This window comes from Phenylobacterium sp. P4_E10 (genome assembly GCF_056401675.1).
On sequence record NZ_JBFUIW010000006.1, the window covers coordinates 214,508 to 228,165 of the forward strand.

The window sequence follows — 13,658 nt, forward strand, 5'->3', positions numbered from 1 at the left end:
GCTAGCCGAGGAACAGCGAGACGAGCTCGCGATAGCGGTTGAGCCAGACCGTGCCGATCACCCCCAGGCTGAGGGCGAAGATCGACAGGCCGAGCAACACGATCAGCGGCGTGGCGACGAAGAACACCTGGAACTGCGGCATCACCCGTCCGACCAGGCCGGCGGCGACGTTGAAGATGATCGAGAACACCACCACCGGGGCGGCCAGTTGCAGGCCCAGGCGGAAAGAGCCGGCCACCGTCTCCACGGCCATCTGGGCGCTGTCGGCGATCGGCACGGCGCGACTGAAGGGGAAGATCGCGTAGGACCGCACGATGGCCGAGAGGAACATGTGATGCAGGTCGGTGGTCATGATCAGGGTGATCCCGATCAAGCCAAGGAAGGTGCCCAGCGTGGTCGAGGGCTGCGCCTGGCCTGGTGCGGCGGTCTGGGCGAAGGACAGGGTGGTCTGGATTGAAATGATCTCGCCGGCAGTCGCCAGCGACGACAGGAAAATGCGCAGGATCCCACCGATCATCAGGCCCAGCAGCACCTCCTTGATCACCGCCCCGCCGACGCCCGAAACCGCGCCAGGCACCGGCAGGCCCTTGGCGATCACCGGCATCAGCATCAGCGACATCAGGAAGGCGAAGGCCAGTCGGATGCGCGGCGGCACGCTGGTGTCGCCATAGCCGGGAAGCAGCATGATGATCGCGGCCACCCGGGCGAAGATCAACCCGGCGGCGTAGACCTGATTAGCGGCGGCGAAGCTTTCCATGGGGCCGGCCAGACGGCCGCTACATCGCCGCGATGCGGGCGGCGATCTGGCGCATGAAGCCGCTCATCAGCGCGCCCATCAGCGGCAGGAACAGCAGCAGCGAGAGAAAGATCGCCACGATCTTCGGCGCGTAAACCAGGGTCGCTTCCTGAATCTGGGTCAGGGCCTGCATCAGGCCCACGCCCACCCCGACCACCAGGCCGACGATCAGCACGGGCGCGCAGAGCTGGATGGTGAGCCAGATGGCGTCGCGACCGACGTCCAGAACTTCGGCGCCGCTCATCGGTGGCCTCTTTGGGTACGCGTGAAATGCTGGAAACCAGCTAGGTCGAAATTGCCTAGTTATGGTTAACGAAGAGCTACCTTTGCGGCTCCAGCGTCTTGGCGGCTTCCGCCGGCGTCGCCTTGTCGCGATCGCGGTCGACGCTGTAGTTGGCCGCGCGCATGGCTTCGACCGTGATCGAGCCGACCAGCGGACGCAGCGCCGAGAGCAGCCGCTCGTCCCTCGCCCGCTTGGGCGAGACCAGGATCACCGCGTCATAGGGCGGCAACGCCCCTTTCGGATCGGTCAGCACCACCAGTTTGTCGGCGGCGATTCGCCCGTCCGAGGAGAAGGCCGAGATCACGTCGGCCTCGCCGCCCGACAGCGCTCGGTACATGAACGTCGGCTGGAACGAGCGCTCGCGCTTGAAGTGGAAGTCATAGGCGGCGTCCACCGCCTTCCATTCCGGCCGCGACAGGAACTCAAGGTCCGAGCCCAAAGTCAGCTGCGGCGCTTGGCGGGCTAGATCGCCGAGGCTGACGACGCCCAGCGCCTGGGCGCGGTCGGCCCGCATGGCGAAGGCGTAGGCGTTCTCGAAGCCCAGCGAGCCCAGCACCAGCACCCCGTCGCGCTTCTTAAGCTCGGTGGTCAGCTCGGCCAGGACCTGGGCGCGGCCCGGGTTGTCCTCGCGCTTGAGGACATTGGTCCAGAGGGTGCCGGAATAGTCGACATAGACGTCCAGCTCGCCCGCCGCGAGCGCGCGGTAGGCCACCGCCGAGCCGAGGTCCTCCTTGCGCGACACGCGCGCGCCGGTCGCCTCCAGCCGCTCGGCCATCAGCTCGGCGAGGATGTATTGCTCGGAGAAATTCTTGGCTCCGACCACGTAGCTGGCCGGCTTGCCGATGGCGGCAAGCGGAAGCATAGCGGCCAGGGCGCCGACCACCAGCAGGGCGGCGCCTGCGATCACCAGGCCGCGGCGGCGGGTGGCGGCCCCGGTCTCGATCAGGCCCAGCAGCTGGTCGACGATCATCGCCAGCGCCGCTGAGGCCGCGCAGCCGAACAGCACGAACACCCAGTTCTCGGTCTGCAGGCCCGCGAAGATGTAGTTGCCGAGGCTGGTCTGCCCGACCGGGGTCGAGAGCGTGGCCGCGCCGATGGTCCAGACGGCGGCGGTGCGGATGCCCGCCATGATCACCGGCATGGCCAGAGGCAGCTCGACCTGCAACAGGCGCTGGCGTGAGGTCATGCCCACGCCGTCAGCCGCCTCGAGCACGGCTGGATCCACGCCGAGGATGCCGGTGGTCGCGGTGCGCAGGATCGGCAGCATCGAGTAGAGCGTCAGGGCCAGCAGCGACGGCAGGAAGCCGAGGGCCGAGAATCCTTGCCCGAACGCCGTCTGGCTGGCCGCCGAGAGCCCCAGCAGCAGCGGATAGAACAGCGCCAGCAGGGCCAGGCTGGGGATCGTCTGGATGAGGCCGGCGAAGGCCAGGACCGGCCAGCGCAACCGGGCGCTGCGGCTCGCCGCCACCGCCAGCGGCAGGCTGATCGCCACCCCGAGGATCAGGGCGCTGACCGACAGCAGCACGTGCCAGGCCAGGTAGTCGGGAAGCAGGGCGAGGGCCTGCGCGATGCGTGGGCTCACCTCGTCGCCCCCAGGCGCTCGCTCAGCCGCTCGGCCTGGCGCCGAGGCGCTTCGAGCAGGGCGCGAACCTCAGGGTCGCGGACAGTCGCCAACAGCTCGGCCGGCGCACCGTCGGCGGCGATCCTGCCGCCGGTCAGCACTACGATGCGGTCGGCCAGCAGCACCGCCTCGGCCATGTCGTGGGTGACCATCACGGTGGTCAGGGCGAGCTTGTCGTGCAGGGCGCGATAGTCGGTTCCGAGCGCGTCGCGGGTCAGCGGATCGAGCGCCCCAAACGGCTCGTCCATCAGCATGATCTTCGGCTCGGCCGCCAGGGCGCGGGCCACGCCCACCCGCTGGCGCTGGCCGCCGGAGAGCGCCGACGGCATCCGCGCGGCGACCTCGCGCGGCAGGTCGACCAGGTCGAGGAGTTGGTCGATGCGGGCGCAGATCTTCGCCTTGTCCCAGCCGAGCAGCCGCGGCGTGACGTCGATGTTCTCGGATATGGTCAGGTGGGGGAAGAGCCCGATTTCCTGGAACACGTAGCCGATCCGTCGGCGCAGCAGATGCGGCGGCTGGGCGGCGGCGTCCTCGCCCTCCACCCGCACGGAACCTGCGTCAGGGGCGGAGAGGCGGTTGATGGTCTTCAGAAGGGTGGTCTTGCCCGAGCCGGACGGACCGACCAGCGCCACGAACTCGCCGGGCTCGATCGAAAGGTCGACGCCGGCCAGCGCCGCGTGGGCTCCGAACCGCTTCTCGATTTTCGAAAGCTCGATCGCCGACATGCTCTAGCCGTAACACGGCGAGGTGGAAGGGAAACCCCCGCTCGCCCCGCGCCCCCGTCAGATCGGCATCCGCATGATTTCCTGGTAGGCGTTGATCACCTGGTCGCGGACGGCCATCACCGTCTCCAGGCTGGCCTCGGCCGCCGAGATGGCGGTGACCACGTCGATCAGCTCGGCCTTGCCGGCGACCTGGGCGGCGATCTGGTGTTCGGCCTTCTTGGTGTTGCTCATCACGTCGTTCATGGCCGACTTGACCATGGAGCCGAAATCGAGCCCGCCCTCCTCTTGCCCCGCCGACGGCGGTTTGATGGGAGCGCTGTTCTGGGTCGCCGCGTAGGCTTTGGCGGCGGCGAGAGCGGTCATCATGACCTAATCCCCTATTTCTTGAGGATATCGATGGTGCGCTGCTCCATGGCCCGCGCCGTCTCGATGACGTTGAGGTTGGCTTCGTAGGCCCGTTGGGCCTCCTTCATGTCGAGCGTCTCGATCAGGGTGTCGACATTGGGCAGCTTCACGTAGCCCTTGTCGTCCGCCGACGGATGGCTGGGGTCGTAGACGCTGCGGAAGTCCTTGCGGTCCGGTTCGACGCGCGCCACCCGCACGCCCTGGCCGGCGTCGGTCTTGTACGGCGTGAACACTGGAATTTGGCGGCGGTAGGGATCGCCGCCCGGCTGGCGCGACACCGAGTTGGCGTTGGCCATGTTCTCGGCGATGACCCGCATGCGGGCCTGCTGGGCCCGCAGTGCGGTCGCAGCGATCGCCTGGGTGGCGCCGGTCATGGGCTTGATGTCAGCCATCTACTCGCCCCTTAGCCGCGGCCGGGCGCGCGGCTGGCCAGCCGCAGCATGCCCATGGATTTTTGGTAGAAGCCGATCGCCGCGTCGTAGTTCATCCGCGCCTCGGTCATCTTCAGCATCTCCTCCTCGAGCACGACGGAGTTGCCGTCGAGCGTGGTCTCGGAGTCCTTGGCCTTGACCGTCTTGTACGGGCTGCGGCGGCTCGACGCCGGGGTCATGTGGCCCGGCTGGGTGACCGCCTGGGCCGAAGCTCCGCCGGCCTGCGCCGCCTTGACCTGGGCCTCGAAGGTGTAGGGCTTGAGGTCGCCCGGCGTGTAGCCCGGCGTGTCGGAGTTCGCGACGTTCTGAGAGATTAGGCGTTGTCGCTCGTTCAGGTGACTGAAGCGCCCCTTGAGCATCGCGAACAACGGAATCTCGTTCAGGTTCATAGCTGAAGATGGTGAACAAACAGGGTTAACCGCGTCTTAAGACCCTGCGGCGCACACGGGGAAGGCTGGCGCACGAGTCGCGCCCCACCCCTTTCGAACATCCGATGGAACTGACCGATTTCCTCCGCGCCGTCTTCGCCCTGGCGCTCACCCTGGGGCTCGTCGGCCTGGGGGCCGTAGCGCTGCGCCGGTTCGGGCCGGACGCCTTGGCCCGCCTGACCCCGACCCGCAAGCTGCGGCGGCTGTCGGTGGTCGAGACGCTGATTCTGGACCCGTCGCGACGACTGGTCGTGGTGTCATTTGATGGGGAAGAGAAGCTCCTCCTGCTGGGCGAAGGCCAACTGCTGTCGCACGCCGCCGCAAAATCCGCCCGCAAGCCCAAGGCGCCCGTAGATGCGTAAGGTTTTCACCGCCCTCTTCCACCTACGCGCCGAAGACTGGCGGCGGGCCGCCGGACTTTCGGTCCTGGCCACGATAGCGGCGATGGTGTTCCCGGCCGTGGCAGCCGCCCAGGCGATCAATATCGACCTCGGCACCGGCGCGGGCCTTTCCGAGCGCGTGGTGCAGATGGTCGGCCTGCTGACCGTGCTGTCGCTGGCCCCCTCGATCGTGATCATGACCACGTCCTTCGTGCGGATCGTGGTGGTGCTGGGCCTGTTGCGCACGGCGCTCGGCCTGCAGCAGAGCCCGCCCAACGCGGTGCTGATCAGCCTGGCCCTGTTCCTGACCGCCATCGTCATGGGCCCGACGTTCCAGAAGTCCTACGACGAAGGCATCAAGCCGCTGATGGACCAGCAGATGGAGCTGCCGGCGGCGTTCGACGCCTCGGCCGCTCCGGTGAAGACCTTCATGCTGGGTCAGGTCGACCAGGAGGATCTGGCGCTGTTCATCCGGCTCTCGAAGATCGAGCGCCCCGCCACGGCCCAGGACACCCCGCTCAGCGTCGTCACCCCGGCCTTCATGATCTCGGAGCTGAAGCGCGCCTTCGAGATCGGCTTCCTGCTGTTCATCCCGTTCCTGGTCATCGACCTGGTGGTGGCCAGCGTGCTGATGAGCATGGGTATGATGATGCTGCCGCCGGTGGTGGTGTCCCTGCCCTTCAAGCTCATCTTCTTCGTGCTGGTCGACGGCTGGCGGCTGGTGGCCGGCAGCCTGGTCGAGAGCTTCCAGCGCGGCGCCGGCGGGGGCTGACGGACGACAAGGTCCTCCCCTCCTGGGGGAGGTAAATCGGCGGACGGCTCTCAAGCAGCAGGCTCTGAAAGCGCCCTCAGTCAGCCATTCGGCTGACAGCTCCCCCGATGGGGGAGCAACTGTCTGTCATCAGTCGCCGCGCGCGGGCGCTACGGCCTGGGCCTGCTTGGCGGTCGGCGGCTTGGCCGGGCCGACGGGGGCCGGCTTCTCGCGGAAGCGAACCTTCATCTTGGCGACCCAGCCGGCGAAGGCTTCGTTGTCGGCGGTGACGCGGCCGAAGTCGCCGACGTTCAGCTGTCCCGATTGCACGCCGGTCAAGGCGACGCGCAGGGCGTCTGGATTGCGGGCCTGGTCGTAGAAGCCTGAATAGCGCTGCTGAAGACGGGCCAGGGCGGCGTCGTCGCCGGCCAGGCTGTAGGCTACGCCGGTGCGCAGCAGCTTGCCCTCGTCATCGGCGCTCAGCGGGCCTTGCTGTTTCCAGCGATCGCCAAGCCCCTTCTCATAGAGGCCGCCGGCCGCCGCCCAATTCTTCTGCTTCCAGAAAACATCGGCTCGGGCGTCCTGAGCCTCGCGGCCGGTGTCGCGCTCCAGCACTTCGAGGGCGTGATCGTAGCGGCCAAGGCCGGTCAGGGCGCGGGCCTCGACCACCCGCCGCTCGGCGTTCAGCGTGCTGGGCAGGACCGTGGTTCGCGAGCTGTTGATGGCGATCAGAGCCTTCTCGGGCTGCCGGTCCATCAGGTAGATCAGCGCCAGGTCGGTCGAGACCTGGGCGCGCGGCACGCCGTCCAGCCGGTTCTCGGCCTGGTACTTCAGCAGCTCGGCGGCCTGGTCGAGCAGGTCGACATCGACCAGCCGGCGGACCAGCTTGCGGACCATCAGGTCGCCATCGGCGCCCAGCGGGGTCAGCTCGCGGAAATCGTAGAACATCGCCAGGGCCTGCACCGGCTCCAGCCCATCGGCGGCGCCGTCGAGGAACAGGCCGCGGAAGGCGGCGGCGAGGTCGGCCTGCAGCTGCAGCGCCTCGGGGAGATCGGGCATGCGATTGCCGGCCCCGCGCAGGGCCTCGAGCGCTTCGCGATATCGTCCCTGGCTCAGATAGAGGTGGCCGAGGGCGCGGATGGTTTCCAGTTCGGTGGCGTCGCCGCGCCAGCGATAGCGCAGGCCCGCGAACACGTTGGCCGCCTGGACCGGGGTGATCTTGCCGGTGTCGAGCCGGATCTTGGTGGCCCGCAGGGTGGCGGGCGCGGCCAGGGATTCAGTCGGCGCGCCGGCGACAGCGGCATAGATGCGCAAGGCGCGGTCCTTGTGGCCAAGGGCCTCGACCACCTGGGCCTGGACCATGCGGGTGGCCAGCTCCTCCATCGGATCGGTCTTGTCCATCAGCGCCAGCTTGATGCGCGCCTCGGCGCCGCTGACATCGCCCAGCGCCAGGGCGGCCAGGGCGTCGGAGCGGGCGAAGCGGGCCTTCCAGACCGGCGAGAAGCGGCTGAAGGCCTCGGCCCCGGCGCCGAACTGGGTGCGCGCCTCGGGCCATTGGGCCAGTTGCGCGGCGATGTAGGAACGCCAAAGGGCGGCGGACGGATCGTCGGCCAGGATCGGCGCGGAGAAGTCGGCTTCGGCTTCCTTGTAGCGGCGCGCCATGACCCGGGCGATGCCACGCAGGCCGCGGAACTCCGGGTCCTCCATGATCGCCGGGCTGCGGCGGGCGGCCTCGTTGAGCACGCCGATCGCCTCGAATGACAGTTCGGAACCCACCAGGAAGCGGGCCAGCGCCATGCGCGCGGCCACCGGCGCGTCGCGGCCGGTCGCGGCCTCCTCGTTGGCGGCCGACAGCAGGGCGTTGTAGCGGGTGAGGAAGCCCCCCGAGCCGGTCTTGGGCCAGTTCTGGTAGTCGATCAGCCCCGGCAAGCTGGCCGGCTGCGGCGCGCCGAGCGTCGCCTCGACCCGCTCGACCGCGGCCGAGGCCGGGGACAAGGTCAGTCCCGTGGGGCGGCCGATCTGGACCAGATCGCCGTCCTGGCTCATCGCCAGGTCTTCGATATAGGACTCCGCCGCCAGCCCCTGGGCGGACGGCAACAGCGCCATCTGCACATATTCGCGGCGCGAGGGCAGGCCCTTGGCGGGGCCGAGCGCGGTGACGACCGACAGCGTGTCGCCGACCACCGGATCGGCCACGCGCACGACCCTGGTGGCGCCGGAGACCGCGGCCTTCAGACCGGCCGGGCCGCCGGCCTGATCGCGGACCACACGGATCTGGGCGGCCGGCTGCACCTGGGCGCCAGGGCCGAGGATGACGGTCCAGGTCGAGCCTTGGGCGACAGCAAACACCGGCGTGTTGGGCGGAGATTCGATCCGCACGGCGGCGTAGTCATTGCCGCGATGGGTGGTGACCCCGCCGATCTGGCGCAGGCCGCGCGGCGCGCGCGAGACATCGATCGAGGCCGGGGCGTCGAACACCACCCAGACCGCGCCGCCGCGACGGAACACCGAAGCGCCGGCCGGATTGGCCCACGGGAAGCTCAACTGGACCTGGCCGGCGCCAAGCTGGACGGCCATCTGCACCACGCCGCCGGCCGGAACCGGATTGGCGCGGGGCGCGACCGGAGCGGCGACGGGCGGCGGCGCTTCGGCGATCGCCGTGGCGGCCGGCGCCGGCGGCTTTTCGAACAGATTGACGTAGGTCGCGCCGTCAGCATTTCCAACCCGGGCGTCGGCGTTGTCGGCGAGGGTCAGGACCAGCTCGAGACCGCCCCCGGCGCGGCGTGTCTCGGCCGATTTCAGCCAGCGCGGCGGCGAGACCCGCAGGCGCGAGATGTCGGGCGAGGCGGCGGTGTTGAACTGCAGGACCAGGGTCTGGCCGTTACGACGTGCGACGCCGCGAGCGCCGGAGAACTCGATGCGCGAGAAGTCCTTGGCCTGGGCGACCTGCACCTGCAGTCCGCCGCGCGGCGCGACCTGGGCCGCCGGCGCCGCCAGACCCGCGGGCGCGGCGACGCTGACGATGGTGATCGCCGCGACGCTCGACCGAAGGGCCTGACGCAGTTTCATCGACTACCCGGCCTTGGCTGGGGGAGCCGCCTTGGGCGGAGCCGCAGCAGCCTGAGCAGGCGGCCTCGCGCCGGCGGCCGGAGCCGTCGGGGCGATGGCCTCGGCGGCGGCGGCGACCTTCCTGACCTCGGTGAAGCGACGGGCGAGCGCCTCGGTCAAACGCTTGGCCTCGGCCGGCGGCATGTTGGCGAGGATCGGCGACAGCGCGCGTTCCTTCATCTTGGCCGCGACCGGCAGGCGCACGGAGTCGTCGAGCAGCACCATGCGCGGCGCGGCGTCCTTCGGCTTCATGATCTCGAACACCTTCACCAGGCGGTCGATCTCGGCCTGCTCCTTGGCGTCGGCGTCGACCATCAGCTTGGCGATGTCGCCCTTCATGCCGGTCAGCGCCTTGATCTTGGCGTCGAGCTTGGCTTCGGCCGCGGCCATCAGGGCCAGCTGCACGTCGAGGTCTTCTTCACGCTTGTCGAGCTGGCCGCGTCGCGCGCCCAGGCTCTGCAGCACCTGCAGCTCGGCGGGCGAGAGGCCCGCTTCCTTGGCGAGCTCGGCGGCGGTCGGCGCACAGATGGCGGCCGGCTTGGCCGCCGGCGGCAGGTTCGGGACCGTGGCCGCGGCGTCCTTGCCCTCGGCGGAGGCCGCCTTCGCGGCGGGCGCCTTGACGCCCTTGGCGGTTTCCTCGGCGAAGGCGCGCGCGCCCGAGACCAGGTCGGGCAGGGTTTCGGCGCCCGCAAGCGCGTTCAGCCCGATGACGCCGACGATGGCGACCCCCACCAGGGGCAGGATGCGGGGCATGTTTCTCATCGGCGGGCTCCCAGGCGGGCGCGGAGCGAGGGACGCTCAGTGGGCTGGTCAAAGAGGTCGTCGTCGAGGGCCGGCCGAGCGCGGGGCGCGGGCGGCTCACGGCGGGGCGGAGCCTCACGTTCGGGGCGCGGTTCGCGGGCGGCCGACAGCAGGCTGCCGAGGCGATGGGTGACCCGCTCGACATCGGTTTCCGACACCGTGCCGGGCCGTGCGGCGCTCGGGGCCGGGGCGGACTGCAGTTGGCGGTCGAGCTTGGCGGTCAGGGCGCGAGCCTTCTCGATCCGGTCGGCCAGGGCGTCGTGCGCCTCGTCGGTGGCGGCGCGCAGGTCGGCCAGGCCCTGTTCGGCGCGGGCCGCGGCGGCGTCCAGATCGGCCACCGCCCGTGCGAAGCCCTCATGGCTCTCGCGCAGCGCCTTGAGGCGGGCGTTCAGCCGCTGGCCCATGATCAGGGCCACGACCAGAAGCCCCGCCAGCATCAGGTTCATGCCGATGGCGATGACGCTCATTTGAACCTCGAAATGGCTTTCTTGGCGTGGGGCGACAGCGGGCCGTCCACACGCACGGCGATGTGGTGGTTGCGTCGGCCCATGCGGCCCCGAGTGAGCGGGATCGCGCCGGCGCGAAGCTCTACCTGGCTGTCGGGAGTCGCGTTCAGCAGCAAGGTGTCGCCGACTTTCAGGTCGAGGACTTCGCGCAGCGAGAGCTGCTGTTCGTCGAGCACGGCCCGGACATCGAGCTGGGTGGTCCAGAGCTCGGTCGCCAGGTGGCTTTCCCAAATGTTGTCGCGGCCGAACTTCTCGCCCATGAACTGCTGCAGCAGCATTTTGCGGATCGGTTCGAGCGTGGCGTAGGGCAGCAGCAGCTCGATGCGGCCGCCGCGGTCTTCCATGTCGATGCGCAGCTTCACCAGGATGGCGGCGTTGGCCGGACGGGCGATGGCGGCAAAGCGCGGATTGGTTTCCAACCGGTCGAGGGTGAAGGTCACCGGGGTGAGCGGCTCGAAGGCCGCGCGGGCGTCGGCCAGCACGACCTCGACCATCCGCTGGACCAGCACGCGTTCGATGGTGGTGTAGGGACGCCCCTCGATCCGCATGGCCGCGGTGCCACGGCGTCCGCCCAGCAGCACGTCGACGATCGAGTAGATCAGGTTGGAGTCGACCGTCAGCAGGCCGTAGTTCTCCAGCTCCTCGGCCTTGAAGACCGAGAGGATGGCCGGCAGCGGGATCGAGTTCAGGTAGTCGCCGAAGCGGATCGACGAGATGTTGTCGAGGCTGACCTCGACGTTGTCGGAGGTGAAGTTCCGCAGGGAGGTGGTCATCAACCGCACCAGGCGGTCGAAGACGATCTCCAGCATCGGCAGGCGTTCGTAGGAGACCAGCGCGGAATTGATGATCGCCCGGATGCCCGAGCGTTCGGCGGCTTCCTCCTCAGAGAGATCGAAGCCGAGCAGGCTGTCGATTTCATCCTGATTCAGGATGCGCTCGGACCCGATCAGCCCCTCGACCTTGGCGTCTGGGTTCTGCCATGTGGCAGGATCGTCGGGGTTCATCGCGCCCTGCATCCCGCCGATGATCTGGGGTTCTTCGTCTTCCATGGGTCACGCATCGACCAGGACCTTGCGGCCCTAGTTGATCAGCATCTCCTCGATCAGGACGGCGTTCACCTTCGACGGCGCGATCACCAGGTTGACCCGGCGCTGGATCTCCATGCGCAGCTGGTAGGAGCCCTGCGAACCCTGCAGGTCCTCGGGGCGCAGCTCGCGCAGGAAGGTCTGGAACATGTCCTGGAGCCTGGGCATGTTCGGCTCCAGCAGGTCGACCGTGGCCTGGTCAGGCACTTCGAGCGTCAGCTTGAGTTTCAGGAAGGTCGTGCGGCCATCGGCGGTCTGCATGTTCACGACGACGCTGGGCATCGTGTAGAACAGGATGCCGTCCGGGCCTTCGCGGACCTCGCCGACCAGCTTCTCGCCCTCGCCCTTCTTCTCGCCCTTCTTTTCCTTCTTCTTCTCAGCCTTCTCGGCGTGAGCAGCGTCCGGCTTGGGCTTCAGCAGGAAGAACGCACCGGTCCCGCCGCCGCCCAGGACGAGCAGCGCCGCGACCCCCGCGATGATCATCATCTTCGGGGTGAACTTCTTCTTGGCGGGCCCGCCCTCGCCGTCTTCGCCTTCGGCGTCGCCGTCGGGGGCTTCCTTCACCTTGTCCTTGGCCACGCGCGCGCGCTCCTTAGAATCTTACTCCGTCTCATGGCCCAGGCATGGTTAAGGACAAGTTTTTAACAGGTGTTAACGAGCGCGATTTTCATGCCGGGCAATTTCCGCCGACCAGTGGCCGTTAACCTTATTGTTTGCTGTTTTTATTGAGCTTTCAGACTGGCCCGATCCTTGCAGCCAAACCGGTGACGAAAACGCCGCAGGTTTAGCGCTCGCATGGACAACGCCCTCTACGTCGGACTCTCGCGCCAGATGACCTTGCGCCGCGAGATGGACATCGTGGCCAACAACATCGCGAACATCGACACCACCGGGTTCAAGGTCGAAAGCCTGATGGTCGAGACCGAGCCAAAGGCCCCGGCCCACACCGCCGGCGCGCCGCGCCCGGTGAAGTTCGTCATCGACCGCAGCGTCGGCCGCGACTTCGGCCAGGGAACCCTGCGCTCGACCGGCGCGACCTTCGACCTGGGCATCGAAGGCGACGGCTTCTTCCGCATCCGTACGGCCGACGGCGAGCAGTACACCCGCGACGGCCGCTTTCACATGAACCAGGACGGCCAGCTGGTCAGCGAGGACGACAACCCGCTGCTCGACGAAGGCGGCGGCGAGATCGTCATCGACCCCAAGCTGGGCGCGGTGACCATCGCCCAGGACGGCACGGTCAGCCAGGGCAGCGAGCGGCTCGGCAAGATCGGCCTGTCGAAGTTCACCGAGCTCTCGGTGCTCGAGAAGGTCGGAGACAACCGCTACCGCAACACCTCCAACGCCCAGCCTCAGGCGGCCGCCGAGTCCGTGATCCGCCAGGGGATGTTGGAAGGCTCGAACGTCAAGCCGATCACCGAGATCACCAAGATGATCGAGGTCACCCGCGCCTATGAGTCCATGGCCAAGATGATGGACGCCAACTCTGAACTCTCCCGCCGCTCGATCGAGCGGATGGGCAAGCTGAACTAAGGAAAGTCTAGTCGATGCAAGCGCTTCGCACCGCCGCGACCGGCATGGCCGCCCAGCAGCTGAACGTCGAGGTCATCTCGAACAACATCGCCAACATGAACACCGTCGGCTTCAAGAAGCAGCGGGCGGAGTTCCAGGATCTGCTCTACCAGACCATCGAGCGGGCCGGGGCGCAGTCGTCGGACCAGGGCAATGTGGTGCCGACCGGGGTGCAGGTCGGCGGCGGCGTGAAGGCCGGCTCGGTCTACCGGGTCACCCAGCAGGGCAACTTGACCGCCACCGGCGGCAAGCTCGACCTGGCGATCTCCGGCCGCGGCTACTTCCAGGTGATGATGCCGACCGGCGAGATCGCCTACACCCGCGCCGGCAACTTCTCGCCCAACGACCAGGGCCAGCTCGTCACCGAGGACGGCTACCTGATCGAGCCGGCGATCACCATTCCCACCGACGCCACCGACATCACCATCTCCAAGAGCGGCCAGGTGCAGGCGGTTCGCGCCGGCCAGACCGCCCAGGACGTGATCGGCAACCTGGAACTGGCGACCTTCGTCAACGAGGCCGGCCTCGACGCCATTGGCGACAACCTGCTGAAGGAAAGCGCCGCCTCGGGCGCGCCGACCGTCGGCATTCCCGGCACGGACGGGATCGGCGTCCTGAACCAGGGCTACACCGAAGCCTCCAACGTCGACGCGGTGAGCGAAATCACCGCTCTGATCGTGGCGCAGCGGGCGTACGAGATGAACTCGAAGGTCATCACCTCCGCCGACGAAATGCTGCGCACCGCCAGCAACATCCGGTCCTGATC

The 13,658-nt window shown here is 68.4% G+C and carries 15 protein-coding genes and 1 pseudogene; 4 read left to right on the forward strand and 12 right to left on the reverse strand.

The annotated features are described in order from the left end of the window. Position 1 precedes the first annotated feature (1 nt). The 7 genes from fliR to flgB form a co-directional block, all read right to left on the reverse strand. Entirely contained in the window at positions 2-757 is a 756-nt protein-coding gene (gene fliR / locus AC1DQJ_RS09505; RefSeq protein WP_477602564.1) for a flagellar biosynthetic protein FliR, read from the reverse strand. Between the two features lie 19 nt (positions 758-776). Beyond that, the gene (fliQ, locus tag AC1DQJ_RS09510; protein WP_183773444.1) at positions 777-1,040 is read right to left on the reverse strand and encodes a flagellar biosynthesis protein FliQ; all 264 of its coding nucleotides are present in this window, start codon (positions 1,038-1,040) and stop codon (positions 777-779) included. Positions 1,041-1,116: 76 nt separating this feature from the next. Then, positions 1,117-2,661, reverse strand: coding sequence for a glycine betaine ABC transporter substrate-binding protein (locus AC1DQJ_RS09515; protein ID WP_477602566.1), 1,545 nt, complete (start codon positions 2,659-2,661; stop codon positions 1,117-1,119). Further along, complete coding sequence (locus AC1DQJ_RS09520) at positions 2,658-3,425, reverse strand: ATP-binding cassette domain-containing protein (protein ID WP_477602568.1); 768 nt, start codon at positions 3,423-3,425, stop codon at positions 2,658-2,660. The genes AC1DQJ_RS09515 and AC1DQJ_RS09520 overlap by 4 nt, the downstream gene beginning before the upstream one ends. 57 nt (positions 3,426-3,482) lie before the next feature. Next, the gene (gene fliE / locus AC1DQJ_RS09525) at positions 3,483-3,791 is read right to left on the reverse strand and encodes a flagellar hook-basal body complex protein FliE (protein ID WP_477602570.1); all 309 of its coding nucleotides are present in this window, start codon (positions 3,789-3,791) and stop codon (positions 3,483-3,485) included. Between the two features lie 11 nt (positions 3,792-3,802). Next, positions 3,803-4,222 carry a flagellar basal body rod protein FlgC gene (flgC, locus tag AC1DQJ_RS09530; protein ID WP_477602572.1) on the reverse strand — a complete coding sequence of 140 codons (420 nt, stop codon included), beginning with the start codon at positions 4,220-4,222 and terminating at the stop codon, positions 3,803-3,805. A gap of 11 nt (positions 4,223-4,233) precedes the next feature. Then, positions 4,234-4,650: a flagellar basal body rod protein FlgB gene (gene flgB / locus AC1DQJ_RS09535; protein WP_477602574.1), complete on the reverse strand. Its 417-nt coding sequence runs from the start codon at positions 4,648-4,650 to the stop codon at positions 4,234-4,236. Between the two features lie 104 nt (positions 4,651-4,754). Here flgB and AC1DQJ_RS09540 point away from each other — a divergent pair. Further along, positions 4,755-5,043, forward strand: a pseudogene (locus AC1DQJ_RS09540) (flagellar biosynthetic protein FliO). After that, positions 5,044-5,841 (forward strand): flagellar type III secretion system pore protein FliP, encoded by a 798-nt coding sequence (gene fliP / locus AC1DQJ_RS09545; protein ID WP_477602576.1) that lies wholly within the window; start codon positions 5,044-5,046, stop codon positions 5,839-5,841. Positions 5,842-5,970: 129 nt separating this feature from the next. Here the strand turns inward: fliP and AC1DQJ_RS09550 are convergent, their stop codons facing one another. The 5 genes from AC1DQJ_RS09550 to AC1DQJ_RS09570 all read right to left on the reverse strand — a co-directional run bounded on the left by AC1DQJ_RS09550 (position 5,971) and on the right by AC1DQJ_RS09570 (position 11,899). After that, positions 5,971-8,889, reverse strand: a complete 2,919-nt coding sequence (locus AC1DQJ_RS09550; RefSeq protein ID WP_477602578.1) for a tetratricopeptide repeat protein — start codon at positions 8,887-8,889, stop codon at positions 5,971-5,973. Between the two features lie 3 nt (positions 8,890-8,892). Then, positions 8,893-9,690: a MotE family protein gene (locus AC1DQJ_RS09555; RefSeq protein WP_477602580.1), complete on the reverse strand. Its 798-nt coding sequence runs from the start codon at positions 9,688-9,690 to the stop codon at positions 8,893-8,895. Continuing rightward, complete coding sequence (locus AC1DQJ_RS09560) at positions 9,687-10,196, reverse strand: DUF6468 domain-containing protein (RefSeq protein WP_477602582.1); 510 nt, start codon at positions 10,194-10,196, stop codon at positions 9,687-9,689. The genes AC1DQJ_RS09555 and AC1DQJ_RS09560 overlap by 4 nt, the downstream gene beginning before the upstream one ends. Next, positions 10,193-11,239 carry a flagellar motor switch protein FliM gene (gene fliM, locus AC1DQJ_RS09565; RefSeq protein ID WP_477602712.1) on the reverse strand — a complete coding sequence of 349 codons (1,047 nt, stop codon included), beginning with the start codon at positions 11,237-11,239 and terminating at the stop codon, positions 10,193-10,195. The genes AC1DQJ_RS09560 and fliM overlap by 4 nt, the downstream gene beginning before the upstream one ends. A gap of 75 nt (positions 11,240-11,314) precedes the next feature. Continuing rightward, positions 11,315-11,899, reverse strand: coding sequence for a flagellar basal body-associated FliL family protein (locus tag AC1DQJ_RS09570; RefSeq protein WP_477602584.1), 585 nt, complete (start codon positions 11,897-11,899; stop codon positions 11,315-11,317). 216 nt (positions 11,900-12,115) lie between these two features. Between AC1DQJ_RS09570 and flgF the strand changes: the two genes are divergently transcribed. Together flgF and flgG are read left to right on the forward strand one after the other, a co-directional pair. Then, positions 12,116-12,853, forward strand: coding sequence for a flagellar basal-body rod protein FlgF (flgF, locus tag AC1DQJ_RS09575; protein WP_477602586.1), 738 nt, complete (start codon positions 12,116-12,118; stop codon positions 12,851-12,853). Between the two features lie 14 nt (positions 12,854-12,867). After that, positions 12,868-13,656, forward strand: a complete 789-nt coding sequence (gene flgG, locus AC1DQJ_RS09580; RefSeq protein ID WP_477602588.1) for a flagellar basal-body rod protein FlgG — start codon at positions 12,868-12,870, stop codon at positions 13,654-13,656. The last annotated feature ends 2 nt before the right edge of the window (positions 13,657-13,658 follow it).

What these genes read in the sequence shown, in the direction of transcription:
- fliR (WP_477602564.1), bottom strand. Translation starts at nt 757, where the DNA reads ATGGAAAGCTTCGCCGCCGCTAATCAGGTCTACGCCGCCGGGTTGATC.
- fliQ (WP_183773444.1), bottom strand. Translation starts at nt 1,040, where the DNA reads ATGAGCGGCGCCGAAGTTCTGGACGTCGGTCGCGACGCCATCTGGCTC.
- AC1DQJ_RS09520 (WP_477602568.1), bottom strand. Translation starts at nt 3,425, where the DNA reads ATGTCGGCGATCGAGCTTTCGAAAATCGAGAAGCGGTTCGGAGCCCAC.
- fliE (WP_477602570.1), bottom strand. Translation starts at nt 3,791, where the DNA reads ATGATGACCGCTCTCGCCGCCGCCAAAGCCTACGCGGCGACCCAGAAC.
- flgC (WP_477602572.1), bottom strand. Translation starts at nt 4,222, where the DNA reads ATGGCTGACATCAAGCCCATGACCGGCGCCACCCAGGCGATCGCTGCG.
- flgB (WP_477602574.1), bottom strand. Translation starts at nt 4,650, where the DNA reads ATGAACCTGAACGAGATTCCGTTGTTCGCGATGCTCAAGGGGCGCTTC.
- fliP (WP_477602576.1), top strand. Translation starts at nt 5,044, where the DNA reads ATGCGTAAGGTTTTCACCGCCCTCTTCCACCTACGCGCCGAAGACTGG.
- AC1DQJ_RS09550 (WP_477602578.1), bottom strand. Translation starts at nt 8,889, where the DNA reads ATGAAACTGCGTCAGGCCCTTCGGTCGAGCGTCGCGGCGATCACCATC.
- AC1DQJ_RS09555 (WP_477602580.1), bottom strand. Translation starts at nt 9,690, where the DNA reads ATGAGAAACATGCCCCGCATCCTGCCCCTGGTGGGGGTCGCCATCGTC.
- AC1DQJ_RS09560 (WP_477602582.1), bottom strand. Translation starts at nt 10,196, where the DNA reads ATGAGCGTCATCGCCATCGGCATGAACCTGATGCTGGCGGGGCTTCTG.
- fliM (WP_477602712.1), bottom strand. Translation starts at nt 11,239, where the DNA reads ATGAACCCCGACGATCCTGCCACATGGCAGAACCCAGACGCCAAGGTC.
- flgF (WP_477602586.1), top strand. Translation starts at nt 12,116, where the DNA reads ATGGACAACGCCCTCTACGTCGGACTCTCGCGCCAGATGACCTTGCGC.
- flgG (WP_477602588.1), top strand. Translation starts at nt 12,868, where the DNA reads ATGCAAGCGCTTCGCACCGCCGCGACCGGCATGGCCGCCCAGCAGCTG.